14 protein-coding genes are annotated in these 14002 nt (G+C 38.1%); 8 read left to right on the forward strand and 6 right to left on the reverse strand.

The genetic code is table 11. The annotated features are described in order from the left end of the window. The first annotated feature begins 61 nt into the window (after positions 1–61). The 5 genes from BMX11_RS01820 (at position 62) to BMX11_RS01840 (ending at position 4781) form a co-directional block, all read left to right on the forward strand. Positions 62–1684 (forward strand): ABC-F family ATP-binding cassette domain-containing protein, encoded by a 1623-nt coding sequence (locus tag BMX11_RS01820; RefSeq protein ID WP_090880498.1) that lies wholly within the window; start codon positions 62–64, stop codon positions 1682–1684. A gap of 167 nt (positions 1685–1851) precedes the next feature. Further along, a complete protein-coding gene (locus tag BMX11_RS01825; RefSeq protein WP_090880501.1) occupies positions 1852–2550 on the forward strand; it encodes a DUF4397 domain-containing protein in 699 nt (232 codons plus the stop codon). Between the two features lie 151 nt (positions 2551–2701). After that, positions 2702–3241: an RNA polymerase sigma factor gene (locus BMX11_RS01830; RefSeq protein ID WP_245738555.1), complete on the forward strand. Its 540-nt coding sequence runs from the start codon at positions 2702–2704 to the stop codon at positions 3239–3241. Further along, positions 3234–4469, forward strand: coding sequence for a hypothetical protein (locus BMX11_RS01835; protein ID WP_090880504.1), 1236 nt, complete (start codon positions 3234–3236; stop codon positions 4467–4469). Before BMX11_RS01830 ends, BMX11_RS01835 begins: the two co-directional genes overlap by 8 nt. A 48-nt stretch (positions 4470–4517) precedes the next feature. Beyond that, on the forward strand, positions 4518–4781 hold the full coding sequence (locus BMX11_RS01840) for a hypothetical protein (protein ID WP_090880507.1): 264 nt from the start codon (positions 4518–4520) through the stop codon (positions 4779–4781). A gap of 76 nt (positions 4782–4857) precedes the next feature. Here BMX11_RS01840 and BMX11_RS01845 read toward each other — a convergent pair whose 3' ends face one another. Then, positions 4858–5364 carry an FKBP-type peptidyl-prolyl cis-trans isomerase gene (locus BMX11_RS01845; protein ID WP_090880510.1) on the reverse strand — a complete coding sequence of 169 codons (507 nt, stop codon included), beginning with the start codon at positions 5362–5364 and terminating at the stop codon, positions 4858–4860. A gap of 10 nt (positions 5365–5374) precedes the next feature. Further along, positions 5375–7384, reverse strand: coding sequence for a thioredoxin domain-containing protein (locus BMX11_RS01850; protein WP_090880513.1), 2010 nt, complete (start codon positions 7382–7384; stop codon positions 5375–5377). Between the two features lie 118 nt (positions 7385–7502). Between BMX11_RS01850 and BMX11_RS01855 the strand changes: the two genes are divergently transcribed. Further along, positions 7503–8492: a PDDEXK nuclease domain-containing protein gene (locus BMX11_RS01855; protein ID WP_090880516.1), complete on the forward strand. Its 990-nt coding sequence runs from the start codon at positions 7503–7505 to the stop codon at positions 8490–8492. Next, the gene (locus tag BMX11_RS01860) at positions 8489–9586 is read left to right on the forward strand and encodes a mandelate racemase/muconate lactonizing enzyme family protein (protein ID WP_090880519.1); all 1098 of its coding nucleotides are present in this window, start codon (positions 8489–8491) and stop codon (positions 9584–9586) included. Before BMX11_RS01855 ends, BMX11_RS01860 begins: the two co-directional genes overlap by 4 nt. Before the next feature lie 265 nt (positions 9587–9851). Here BMX11_RS01860 and BMX11_RS01865 read toward each other — a convergent pair whose 3' ends face one another. The 3 genes from BMX11_RS01865 to BMX11_RS01875 form a co-directional block, all read right to left on the reverse strand. After that, on the reverse strand, positions 9852–10739 hold the full coding sequence (locus tag BMX11_RS01865; protein WP_090880539.1) for a glycoside hydrolase family 25 protein: 888 nt from the start codon (positions 10737–10739) through the stop codon (positions 9852–9854). A gap of 89 nt (positions 10740–10828) precedes the next feature. Further along, the gene (locus BMX11_RS01870; protein WP_090880542.1) at positions 10829–11104 is read right to left on the reverse strand and encodes a Txe/YoeB family addiction module toxin; all 276 of its coding nucleotides are present in this window, start codon (positions 11102–11104) and stop codon (positions 10829–10831) included. A 24-nt stretch (positions 11105–11128) separates the two neighbouring features. Beyond that, complete coding sequence (locus BMX11_RS01875) at positions 11129–11377, reverse strand: type II toxin-antitoxin system Phd/YefM family antitoxin (RefSeq protein ID WP_090880545.1); 249 nt, start codon at positions 11375–11377, stop codon at positions 11129–11131. Positions 11378–11561: 184 nt separating this feature from the next. On the opposite strand from BMX11_RS01875, the gene BMX11_RS01880 reads away from it, so the two are divergent. After that, positions 11562–12785 (forward strand): MFS transporter, encoded by a 1224-nt coding sequence (locus BMX11_RS01880; protein ID WP_090880547.1) that lies wholly within the window; start codon positions 11562–11564, stop codon positions 12783–12785. A gap of 180 nt (positions 12786–12965) precedes the next feature. On the opposite strand, the gene BMX11_RS01885 is transcribed toward BMX11_RS01880, so the two are convergent. Beyond that, on the reverse strand, positions 12966–13946 hold the full coding sequence (locus BMX11_RS01885) for a glycoside hydrolase family 43 protein (protein ID WP_090880550.1): 981 nt from the start codon (positions 13944–13946) through the stop codon (positions 12966–12968). Between the last annotated feature and the right edge of the window lie 56 nt (positions 13947–14002).

The following is a 14002-nucleotide window of genomic DNA, read 5'->3' on the forward strand; positions in this document are numbered from 1 at the left end:
ACCCGTTTAATTTTCCACTTCAAAATTAAACAGTATCTTTGCGCCTTATTTTATACACAGCATGATTTCAGTTTCTAATTTATCATTACGATACGGCAAACGCACATTATTTGAAGATGTTAACCTTAAATTTACGCAGGGCAATTGCTACGGCGTAATTGGGGCAAACGGCGCTGGTAAATCTACCTTTTTAAAAATTTTATCAGGCGAAGTGAGCCAAACCTCAGGTAGTGTTGCCTTTACTCCAGGCGAGCGTATGGCTGTTTTAAAGCAGAACCATTACGAATTTGATGAATTTTCGGTTATCGAAACCGTTATGATGGGACATAAAGAACTTTATGCCATCATGAAAGAAAAAGATGCCATCTATTTAAAAGAAGATTTTACAGAAAAAGACGGTGAGCGTGCAGGTGAACTGGAAAATCTTTTTGCCGAAATGGATGGTTGGAACATGGAAAGTAATGCCGCTACCATGCTAAGCAACCTGGGCATTGCAGAAGAAAACCATTACAAGCTATTAAAAGAATTAGATAATACTCAAAAAGTACGTGTTTTATTGGCACAGGCTTTATTTGGAAATCCAGATATTCTATTATTAGATGAGCCTACCAACGATTTGGATATCGAAACCATTGCCTGGTTGGAAAACTTCCTGGCTGATTACCAAAACATTGTATTGGTAGTATCTCACGACAGGCACTTTTTAGATGCGGTTTGTACCCACATTGTGGATATTGACTTTGCTAAAATGAGCATTTACACGGGTAACTATACTTTCTGGTATGAGTCTAGTCAGTTGGCCTTAAAACAACGTAGCGATCAGAATAAGAAGATGGAAGATAAGGTGAAGGAGTTGCAGGAATTTATCCGTCGCTTTAGTGCCAATGCTTCGAAATCTAAACAGGCTACTTCACGTAAAAAGGCATTGGATAAGATCGATATTACTGAGATTAAAGCATCCAGCAGAAAATATCCGGCAATTATCTTTAATAATACGGGCCGTGAGGCAGGTGACCAGATTTTACAGGTTGAAAACTTAGGTAAAACAGGCAATGATGGTGTTTTATTTGATAAAGTTACCTTCATGGTTAATAAAGGTGATAAAATTGCCATCCTTTCTCAAAACAGTTTAGCTACCGCAGCATTTTATGATGTTTTAACCGGAAGAGATCAGGATCACCGAGGTGAGTTTAAATGGGGTGTAACCATTAGCACCGCTGATATCCCTAATGATAACTCTGAATATTTTGCGGGTAAGGACGAGAATTTAGTTGATTGGTTAAGAGAATATTCGGGTACTGACGCCGATGAGCAATTTGTACGGAGCTTCTTAGGCCGTATGTTATTCTCAGGCGAGGAAGTACTGAAAAACGTAAAAGTACTATCGGGAGGTGAGAAAATGCGCTGTATGTTCTCCAGAATGATGTTGCAGCAAGCCAATTTATTGATGTTTGATGAGCCAACCAATCACCTGGACTTAGAATCTATTGAGGCACTAAACAACGGAATGAAGGATTTTAAAGGAACAATTTTGTTTACCTCACGAGATCACCAGTTAACCGAAACGGTAGCCAACCGCGTGATCGAGATTACACCAAAGGGTACCATTGATAAGTTGATGACTTATGATGAGTACATCAACAGCGATGAGGTTGCAAAGCTTCGCCAGGAAATGTATTCGTAGTAAATAAAGAAGTATAAACAAAAGAAAGCCAGGGATTTATAATCTCTGGCTTTTCTTTTTATAAAAAAAATCGTTTTAGCTGTAGCGTTTTAGAAACAGGTATCGTTTTACAAGAAAAAAATGTTAATGGCCATTTAACGAATTGAAACTATTATTATTAACTACACATGAAAAAACAGACTCACTTTGGCATAACATCTAAAATTATATTCTCTCTATTCGCAATAACGTTATTATTTTCTGCTTGTAAAAAAGACTGGGATAATACACCAATTGAAGCTGCCGGTATCGGTTTTATACACGCTTCTCCTGGAACAGCTGCTTTAGATTTCGTTTTAGACAATCAGAAAATTAAAAGCTTCACCTACACACAGGATTTTGGTTATTATGCGGCTTACCCAGGAACCAGATTGGTTGGGGTGGCAAAAAAAGATTCTTTAAAATATGTTACCAATGCAACAGCAAATCTGATTAGCGGTAAATTTTACTCCGTTTTTGTGGCAGATACACTTAAATCTACCAAGCTTTTGGTTATTGAAGATGACTTGAAAGCTCCTGCAACAGATAAAGCTAACATTCGTTTCATTAACTTAAGTCCAGGTTCTCCTGCTTTAGATTTAAGTATCCAGGGAAAAGATGCTGCATTATTTACCGGCAAAGCTTTTAAAGAGTTTACAACCTTCAGTTCAATTGATCCATCGGAGAGCTACACCTTCGAAGTAAAACAAACTGGAACAACAACCGTTAAAGCAACACTTCCATCAATCAAAATTGAAAAAGGCAAAATTTATACCATCTGGGCTAAAGGATTAAGCAGTAGAACTGATAGTACTCAATTTGGATTATCAATTATGACTAATAAGTAATTTTCTCTCTACCTGTGAAATAAGAAGTAGCACCATCCGGTTGGGTGGTGTTATTTTCTTAAATTTGAATAACTAATCAGGATAAATAATAGTCCTTTACGGGGTGATCAAAAAAAGAATACTCAGTTTTGAGGAAATTTTAAAGGGTTGCGTGAAAAACGACAATGGCTGCAAAGAAATGATGTACAAATCGTTCTATGGCTACCTTTTGGGAATTATTTTACGTTATACCAAGAATACATCTGACAGCGAAGAGCTGGTAAACGACTGTTTTATTAAGATATTTAAACACATAGGAACCTTTAAGGCACCACAAAACCCTGAAGAGTTAAAGAAATCTTTTAAAGGCTGGATTGCCCAGATTGCCTCCAGAACGGCTATTGATAAAATCCGTACTGCTAAGGCTAAATTCTATGTGGACGACTTAGGCGAAGATGAACATCCGGTAAGTCAGGTCTCTGTTACCTCTGATCTCCATGTAAATGACATCTTGAATTTATTGAACCATCTACCAGATACTCATCGATTGGTATTTAACTTATATGAAATTGAGGGATTTGCCCATGATGAAATTTCAAAAATGCTAAATTTTCCTGAAAGTTCTTCGCGGGTTTACCTTACAAGAGCTAAAAACAAATTGCGTACCCTTTACCTGAACACCATGGTTAGTTCATACGAGAAAAATGGATAAAGAATTAATTGAACATATAACCGAACAACTCCAAAGCCATGAGGAAGCTTATGCTGAAGGGGCCTGGGAACGCTTTTCTGAAAAAAAGAAAAGACGGGGGATTGTTTATTGGCCAATGTGGGCTGCCGCTATTGTCGTGTTGATAGCAGGGGCATTATTTTTTACCATTCAGAAAAGTACAGACACTACCGATATTGCAAATATTCAGCCTAAAGCCTTTTCAGAGGGTGAAGCCGAACAGAAGGGTACCACGGATGCAGAAGCAAATATTAATCAAAATATTAGTCCAGAACTACACACACAGAAAAGATCAAATCAATTACAAATTCCGGTTAAGGGCGACAATAAAGCACCATATAACACTCCTCTAGCACAAAACGAAGCAAGGGATCAATTGGCGGTTAATGGAGAAAATCCTCCGATGTTAATCTTAAACACCAATCAGTTAGCAGGACAGCTTTATAATCCAACAATCACTTCTGCAAGTAACAGCCGTCTTTTTGAATTAGCTGGAGCAAAAGAAAAGCCTAAACCGAGTAAAATGACTTTCGAGGATTTATTAGCTCAAGATAGTAAGGCTAATCAATTTGCTGCGCATACCAAAAACAATCAGGATTCTAAATGGCAACCTGGTGTGTATGTAGCACCTTCTATGGGTAATGACAATAAGCTGAACATGAATTATGGCTTTTCTTTGTCTTATGCCATTGCAAACAAAGTTTCTATCAGTTCGGGTGTATCCTATTCCAGTATAAGCAGCAAAGAAGTGCTGGGAGCAGATGTACCACAAACTTTATCAGGAAGAAACCTCGAATCTGTAAATGCCAGAGTAGAGGGTATAAATGTGCCTTTGGAGTTGAAATATAACATCAGCGATAAGATATATACTGGAATTGGGGTTTCAGCACTTGCAGTTACCAATAACCGCCAGGAGAATACCTATATCAGCAATCAGGTTCAAAATGCTGCTGCACTAAACTCGGCAACCGGTTCGTATGATGCCAAAACCCTAATTGTAGCCGAAAGGAAGGTTGAACCGCAACCAGAAGCTACTATCGATCCTGATCGTTATATTGGTTTTTATAACTTCTCTTTTGGATACAAACAGAAATTATCACGTAAGAAAAATATCGCCATTGAGCCTTTCTTGAGGGTGCCGATGAAAACCTTTTCAAAAGAAAATCTAAACCTTACCAATGGTGGTTTAAGGATTAAAGTAGACTTTTAAAATTTGAGTGAATTTCATTACATTTGAGTATCATCAACTCGAAATAGTATGAAACCTTATCCAACAGAAGAAGAGCTTCCCCCTATTTCATCCCTAAACGAAATTGATTTTTCAGCGATCTATAGCTACGCAGATTACATGCGGTTTGCTTTTGAAGAACGTTTGGAAATTATCAAAGGCCATATCTTTACCACGAGCGCTCCGGCTAGAGTTCATCAGGAGGTATTTGGCGTTATTTTCTATCAGTTATACGATTTACTTAAGAAAAAACCAAACCCGATAGATTGTATGAGAACTTTGCTAAGCGTTTAGTCTCATAACTCTCAACCTATAGCATAAAAAAACCAGCATCTTAAAAAGTGCTGGCTTTTTCTAATTTATTTAATGCTTAGTGTCCTGAATGACCATCTACGCCATGTGCGTGACCATGAGAAAGCTCATCCTGAGTCGCTTCACGAACGTTTAAGATTACACCGCTGAATAAAAGGTTTTTTCCAGCCATTGGGTGATTTAAATCTACGGCAACAGTTTCATCATGAACAGCAGTTACGCCAGCTCTGAATTGATTGCCATTGTTATCTTGAAGTGGAATAACATCACCAACATTAGGAACTTCTCCACCTGCTTCTGTAAACATGGTTTTAGGTAGATCTGCAAAAGCTCCCGGATCAATTTCTCCGTAACCATCAGCAGCAGAAAGTTCAAAACTATATTCGTCGCCAGTTTTTAAACCGGTTAAATGCTCTTCAAATTTTGGCAACATCATGCCAACGCCATATAAGAATACTAAAGGATTTTGCTCATCAGCTTTCTCTACGAAAACCTGTTGTCCTTCTTCGTTTGTAGTATGCAATTCGTAAGTTAACGCCACTACTGAGTTTGGTGAAATATTCATTTAATTTTTTTTAGTGTAAATACTCTAATGCTTCCTCAACAGTGTTAACCGGCAACTGGCATACTTTATTTCGGCAAATATAAACTTTTGTTTCATTGCTTTGCTTACCTTTTAACAGCGGGAGGTTACTTTTTGTTCCGCCAAGTGTAATTTTGTTAGGAATATAATGTTTATTTAATGCCTGTTTAATCGCATCGGCTTCCAATCCTGTAATGGCAATCTCGTTAATTCCCTGAACATCATTGAGTAACTGAATAGCCCAATTGGAATAGGCAGAGCCATAAGTTTTAATTTTAGCCTCCACTCCTGCCAACATGGCATCAGCCTTTTCAATATAAGCATCCTCATCAAATAACAGTCCCAGGCGCTTCAAATTTTGGGCCATCACGGAATTCGATGCAGGAATTACATTATCCATCACTTCATGTTTGCGTGCAATAAGGCTTTCACTTGTTGCAGAGGTATAAAATAACATAGGCGAATCTGCGTCGGTAAAATGAGCCAATACGTAATCGCTGAATTGCTTGGCCTCATTCAGCCAGTTTTCATCAAAATCGATTTCATAAAGTGATGACAATGCCTCAATTAAAAACGCATAATCATCCAGAAAGGCAGTAATAGAAGCTTTTCCATTTTTATAATTCCGATACAAACCACCATCTTCAGCTTTCATATTTTGAAGAATGAATCGTGCTGATTTTACTGCCCGATCGTAATAGCTCCGGTCGTTAAGAATGCTTGCTGCATCAACCAATGCTTTAATCATCATGGCATTCCATGCAGTTAAGCATTTATCATCTAAACCTGGTCTAATCCTTTTATTTCTTACTTTTAGCAGCTTGCTATCCGCTTCATTTACTTTAAGATAAAGGGTTTCTAAATCAATGTCATACTTCACAAACAGATCTTCATCGGCCAAGGTTCTTCTTAGAATATTAGTTTGCTCTTCTTCCCAATTCCCCTCTTCTGTAACATTGTAATAATCAGCCAACAATGCTGCATCCTCTCCTACAATTTCATCAAACTGCATTTTATCCCACACATAAAATTTTCCTTCCACCCCTTCGCTATCTGCATCTAAAGCCGAATAGAAAAGACCCTCTGGAGAAGTCATTTCATTAAATACCCAATTAATTGATTCTTGAGCAATGTGTTGGAAAGAATCGAATTTAGTGCATTGGTAAGCCTCCAGATAAAGGCTAATTAATTGGGCATTATCGTACAGCATTTTCTCAAAATGGGGAACATGCCATTTATCATCTACTGAATAACGGGCAAAACCTCCTCCAATCTGATCGTAAATTCCTCCCTTACTCATTTCTTCTAAAGTATGACAAACGGCGGTGAAAACAGATTCATCATCCTTTAAAAAGCCATATCTCAACAAAAACGACCAATTATTAGGAAGCGGAAATTTAGGTGCCCGATTATAACCACCGAAACCAATATCAAAATGCCTTTTCCAAGGCTCAATAATCGCTTTAAGATGATCATCGGTATACCCTTCAACGGCTAGAGCAGGAATGATTTTCTCGCTTTCTACAATGCCTGAAGTTAATCGTTCTGCATATTGAATAGCTTTATCAGGTTCATTTGCCCATAAACCCGCTACATTTTCTAAAATATTGATCCAATCGCTCTTTCTGAAATACGTTCCACCATAAATGGGGCGCTGATCGGGCAAACAGATGCAATTTAATGGCCAGCCACCACTGCCGGTCATTAGCTGGATGGCATACATGTAAATTTGATCGATATCTGGTCGTTCCTCCCGATCTACTTTAATACAGACATAATGCTGATTCATCACCTCAGCCACTTCATGATTTTCAAAGCTTTCGCGTTCCATTACATGGCACCAGTGACAGGCAGAATAGCCTATACTCACCAAAATAAGCTTGTTTTCGGCTTTGGCTTTTGCTAGTGCTTCTGGCCCCCATTCGTACCAGTTTACCGGATTGTAGGCATGTTGTAAAAGATAGGGCGATGAGGCTTTGATAAGGTTGTTGGGCTCTGACATAATTATTATCTTATTATTAGCAAAGGAGCTATTGAAGCGGTAAATCTATTAATAATCTACCAACCTATTTCTATTTAGTTTTTGTTTTTATACTTTAGTTAAAAATCTATTTTTTCCGATGGAATTAGTCACCAATGAATTATTTCTTTCCATAAAAGAGATCATAAACCAATCTCGACTGCGGGTATTTCGTGCAGCAAATTCTGCTTTAATAGAATCTTATTGGCAAATTGGAAAGCTAATTATAGAAGACGAGCAGCAGGGAAAATTAAGAGCAGATTATGGAAAATCTACCTTGAGAAGTTTGTCTGCAGCCTTGACACTCGAATTTGGTAAAGGATTTGATGAAAGTAATCTTCGAAATATAAGAAGTTTCTACAAGTCATTTCCAATTCGTGACGCATTGCGTCACGAATTGAGTTGGACGCATTATCGATTATTGTCGCGCTTAGACGCTGAAGAAAAAAGAAGTTTTTATATTCATGAATCCATTGCAGCAAATTGGAATAGCAGAGAGCTACAGCGCCAAATCAATTCTCTATCTTATGAGCGCTCAATGAAGGAGCCAAAGAAATCTCCCCTTCTTCCTAATATCCAGGATTATATCAAAGATCCTTACATTTTCGAGTTCTTAGGATTAAATCCCAATCAAAAAACTTCAGAGAAAAACCTGGAGTCTGCCATAATTAATCACCTTCAAAAATTTCTACTGGAATTTGGGAAGGGCTTTGCTTTTGTAGCGCGTCAACAACACATTGTAACCGACACATCCGACTTTTTTATAGATTTAGTATTCTATAATTATATCCTGAAATGCTTTGTCATCATCGATCTAAAAACCACAAGTTTAAATCATCAGGACATTGGTCAAATAGATATGTATGTAAGGATGTATGATGATTTAAAAAGAAACGAAGGCGACAACCCAACAATTGGTTTGCTCCTTTGTACAGAAAAAGACGAAACGATAGTGAAATATTCTGTATTAAGCGATAAAAATCAGTTATTCGCCAGCAAATATTTATTGTATTTACCCAAAGAAGAAGATTTAAAGGCCATTATAGAACAAGACAGACAACGCTTTGAACTAGACAATTTAGAACCATGAAAATTACCCATACCGAGATTTACCGCTTCAGCATTCCAATGGAGCCTTTTGTAATTGCAACAGGAACCATGCATTTTGCCCAAAATGTACTGATTAGAATATTTACAGATGCTGGCATTCATGGGGTTGGGGAATGCTCTGCCTTTCCGATGATCGTTGGCGAAACACAGGAAACCTGCATAGCCATGGCTAAGGATTTTGCCGCAATTTTAAAGGGTAAGAATCCGTTGGAAATTCCGGAACGGATGAATGATCTTTTGGGCTATGCAGACCATAACACCACCATAAAAAGCGCCTTTGATATGGCTTTGTTTGATATTGCTGCTAAACATGCTAAACTTCCTCTATACAAGTTTTTAGGTGGGCAAAAACGAACCATCGAAACCGATATGACCATTGGGATTGATACACCTGAAGGGATGGCGCAAACTGCACTCAAGTATAAAAGTCAGGGTTGTAGGATTCTTAAAATCAAGCTTGGAAAAAAAGTTCATGATGATATCGAGCGTGTAAAACAGATCAGAGCTGCTGTTGGGCCGGATTTTACCTTACGTTTGGATGCAAATCAAGGCTGGAATTTTGATGAGGCACTTTTCGCTTTAGGGGAACTAGAGCAATATAACATCGAATTCTGTGAGCAGCCCATGAGAACCTGGTATGATGACAAGCTACCCGAGCTGAATGTAAACTCTCCTATTAAGCTCATGGCTGATGAAAGTTGTTACAATCATCACGATGCCCGTAAATTAATTAACAGTCAGGCTACTACCTATCTCAATATTAAATTTTCTAAGTCTGGCGGGATATTGGAAGCACAGAAAATACACGAAGAAGCACTCCAAACCGGTGTTAAATGTATGATTGGCAGCATGCTGGAAAGCAGGCTTGCCTTAACGGCTAATCTACATTTTGCACTGGCCAGCCCTAATGTAGAGTTCTTTGACCTGGATACCGCGCTGCTAGGACACCTGGTAGATCCTGTAGTTGGTGGCTTAACCTACAATGGCTATTTTTTAGATGTTCCTGATGAAATTGGTATTGGAGCAGAGGCTGATGAGTTTTTCTTAGAGAAATGTGAGGGCTGGGTGGTTTAGGGGGGTAACTGGTGAGGTGGCTAGTTGGTGAGCTGTCTAATTGCTTAATTGTTGAACTGTTTAATTGTTGATTTGCTAAACTGCCAACTGAAAACTGTTAACTGGTGAGGGTTAGTTGCTGAGCTGCTAATTGTTTAACTGCTTAACTGGAGATTGCTAATTGAAAACTGCTAACTGAAAACTGAAGGTGCTGAGCTGTCTAACTGCTTAATTGTTGAACTGTTTAACTGGAAATTGCTAACTGAAAACTGTTAACTGATGAGACCTATCTAACCAGCATGTTATCGAGTGCCAGACTATCCCCGTTAAACGCGTTGAAATCTACTACATGACCAATACCATTGATTTTGGCTTTATCTGAGTGTTGCCAGAATTTCCATCTACTTTTGTCTAATTTTAACCTGGGCTGATAATAATGTGCCACCCACAGTGGATAGTCATCGAAATGGCCGTCTAAATAGTCTTCATGGAACTTTAATCCGGTATAGATAATTGGACGTACCTTGGTTTTCATTTCTACATAGTTGAGAAAGTCTGAAAGTTCTGCACGCATTTTTAACGGAGATACCCCATCTAACGATTCGATATCGACCACCGGAGGTAAATCTCCTTTTTCGATATTAACCACCTGAAGAAAAAATTTGGCTTGAGATTTCCCGTCTTTTTTAGGTCGGAAAAAGTGATAGGCACCACAGAGAATCCCCACCTTTGGTGCCTCCCTCCAGTTACGCTGAAAATAAGGATCGACCAACAAGAGGCCTTCTGTAGCTTTAATAAAGGCAAAGCGAATGCTCACCTCATCCTCCTTCATCGTTTTTACCTTTGCCCAATTAATCTTTCCTTGATAATAAGAAACATCTATACCGTGTATGGTATACTTTTTAGGAATCTTAATATTGAAACTCTCATAGGTACGATAATTAGGATCTTGACCCCAATCTTTGATCCAACGCCAGGTACCTACAAAGCCTTTTAAAATGTAACCATAATATAAGGGCGAGAGTAATACCAAAAGCACACCAATAATTGCCAGTTTCCATTCAATGGGAATAGATTTCGACTTCTTTTTACGTACAGCAGGCTTTCTGGAAACAGGTTTTCTAACAGGAGTAGCAGGCTTTTTTACGGTAGGCTTTTTAGGAGCTGGTGGCATATGATTATTAAGACCGCTAAATTGGGCAAAATCCACTTAAATAAAAAAGGGAATCTTTTAAAATGGGTATTGACAGTTCTATCTACAATTTATTTATCATAGTGAAATCGGCATTGAAGAACTGCACACTGCTGATCTTTACCTTTCATACCTGAAATTTGATAAAACAGCCTATGTTCGCCTTTAATTCTTCTAGACCAAAGACCTTTCAAATTATGTTTTAAGGCTTCTGGCTTCCCCATACCATGAAAGGGAGTTCTTTTAATCTCTTTTATTAAGCTTCTTATTTTTTTTTCTACTTCACCATCATTATCCATCCAGTATTCAAATTCTTCCCAGGCTTGTTCTGTAAAAACTATCTTCATTATACCTATTTGCTAGAAGTAGGCTTAAAGAAATGACCTGATTTTACCTTGCTTCAAGCTCTCGATTGAATCTTCTAAACGTTTGCGGTTTGCTTTTGTGGATAGCAGATGAGCTGTTTCAATAAGTGCATTATATTCTTTAATAGATATTACAACAACGGCATCATCTTCATTGTTATTTCTAGGAACAATTAGAACATCCTCAGTATTACTTACTTCATCAAAATAACTCTTCATATTTGTTCTTAGTGAAGAAATAGTAACTGCTTTCATGATTTAATTTTTTAAGTACAGTCAAATGTACAACAAAACGTACAGATTTAAAAATTAGTCTGGAAAGATATGCTTAAAATCTTACCTCAAAAAAGCAGTTTCCTCCTGTCTGCTTATGATTTTGTATCGATATGCAGTGTATTGAAGCTTAAATATTCCTACTTTTGCAACTCTTCATCCAATCATGTTCAAACTCATTTTAAACACTTATAAAAACTCGTTTAGTGGACTAAGCAGGGAAACCTGGCTACTCAGTATTGTAATGATGTTTAACCGGTGCGGCAGTATGGCTGTGCCTTTTATGGGTTTGTACGTTACGCAAAGCCTGCATCATTCGGAAATGGAAGCGGGTTTAATTATTACCCTTTTTGGTGTAGGCTCTATTTTAGGTTCTGCAATGGGTGGCAAGTTAACGGATATGATTGGATTCAGACCGGTTCAGATCTTATCATCCATAATTGGAGGGCTATTATTTATTTTGTTTTCTACCATTACCCATTTCAATACACTTTGTGTCTTGTCTGTTGTAATCAGCTTTTTTTCTGAAGCTTTCAGACCAGCAAACTTCACTGCTGTGGCTCATTATGCCAAAGAAGGCACTATAACGCGCTCCTATTCATTAAATAGGTTGGCAACCAATATCGGCTGGTCTGTTGGGATCAGTTTGGCTGGAATTATTGCATCTATCAATTATAAACTTTTATTTATTGTTGAAGGTGGTGTTAGCATTGTGGTTGGGCTATCTATTTTAGCTTTACTGCCCAAAGTAAAAGGCTTTATTAAACAAGCTAAGGAGAATAAAAGCAAGATGGTGATTATGAAGCCCTGGCAGGATGGCTTCTATGTAAAGTTTATCCTTTTAACCACATTTTTTATTACTTGTGCTTTCTTGATGTTCAGGGTGGTTCCTGTATTTTTTAAGGAGCAATGGCATATTGATGAGTTTGCAATTGGCATTATCATAGGCTTGAACGGAGCTATTATTGCTTTGTTCGAAATGATTATGATTAATAAAATAGAGCAGAAAAGGCCACCTATGTTTTTCATTATTATTGGTGCCATCTTTTTCGCTGTTTCTTACCTGATACTCAGCGCACCGGTTATTCTCCACGTGGCTATGGCTGTGCTCACCATTGTTATATTTACCATTGGTGAAATGTTCGTACTTCCTTTTATTAACACAGTAGTGATTAGCAGAAGCAACGAACACAACAGGGGTTTATATGCCGCGGGCTATACTTTAAGCTGGTCATGCGCTCAGGTAATTGGCCCTTTTACAGGCTTTTTTATTGCCAAACATTTTGGCTTTAACTGGCTGTGGTTTGGTTTGGCCTGTATTCTTTTGCTATGTGCCTACGGGTTTAGTTTACTGGGAAAATCGGGAACCAGTAACCAGTTGGACAGCTAACCTTATCACCAGTTTTCAGTTAGCAGTTTTCAGTTGGCAGTTTTCAGTTGGCAGTTAAACAGTTAACCAACTAACCAGTTAGACAGCTAACCACCTCACCAATTTTCAGTTAGCAGTTTTCAGTTAAACATTTCAACAATTAAACAGTTCAACAACTCACCGCCTCCACAACTAACCAATCTACCTCACCTTATCTGCCTTCACCCCTTCATTGGTAATCTTTACCGGAAGAATATTCCCCTCAGCATCAAACTTCATTTCATCAATGCAGGTAACACGATGATTACCATCTGTTTCTGTTAGCGGGCGACGATGGTAAACAATATAATACTTTCCTTTTTTCTCATTGATGATAACGGAATGATGACCTGCACCGGTAGCAATAGCTGCATCTTGTTTTAAGATTTTCCCTACTCTTTTGAAGGGGCCAAATGGCGAATCACTTACCGCATAGGCAACAGAATAATCAGGGCCAGTCCAGCCGCCCTCACTCCACATAAAATAATATTTACCATTTCTGATAAACATATAAGGGCCTTCTACGTAGTTATCAGGTGTAATTTCCTTGAAAATTGTTCCATCTTCAAAAGGTACAAATCCGTTAAAATCAGCATTGAGTTTAGCGATGTTACAGTGCTTCCATCCACCATAAATTAAATAGTACTGTCCGTCTTTATCTTTAAATACAAATTGATCTATGGGTTGTGCTCCATTGTGAAACTTATCTACCAAGGGTTTGCCCAAGTGATCTTTATAGGGACCTTCAGGCTTATCTGCCACTGCCACGCCAATACCACCAATTTCATTATCATTCTGTATATCGTTGGCACCGAAGAAAAGGTAATATTTTTTATCTTTTTGCACAATAGCAGGTGCCCACATGGCTTTATTTGCCCATTTTATTGCAGCGGTGTCTACAATGTGAGGATGTTTTTTCCAGGTTACTAAATCGTTAGAAGAAAAAGCATCTAAAAATACTTGTTCTCTGTACTTAGCAGAATAGGTTGGGTATACCCAATACTTATTGTTAAAAATAGCCGCATCAGGATCGGCATACCAGCCCTGAAAGATGGGATTTCCCGATTGATTAATCGTTTTAGTAGTTTGAGCAAAAGAAGAGAGCCCGGTTAGAATTAAAAGAGAAGAGAATAAATATTTCATGGGTCCAATTTAAAAAAAATTACGGGCTAAAAAAATAACGCTTTGGTTACAAGCTG

The organism is Pedobacter rhizosphaerae (assembly GCF_900111155.1).
GTDB lineage: Bacteria > Bacteroidota > Bacteroidia > Sphingobacteriales > Sphingobacteriaceae > Pedobacter > Pedobacter rhizosphaerae.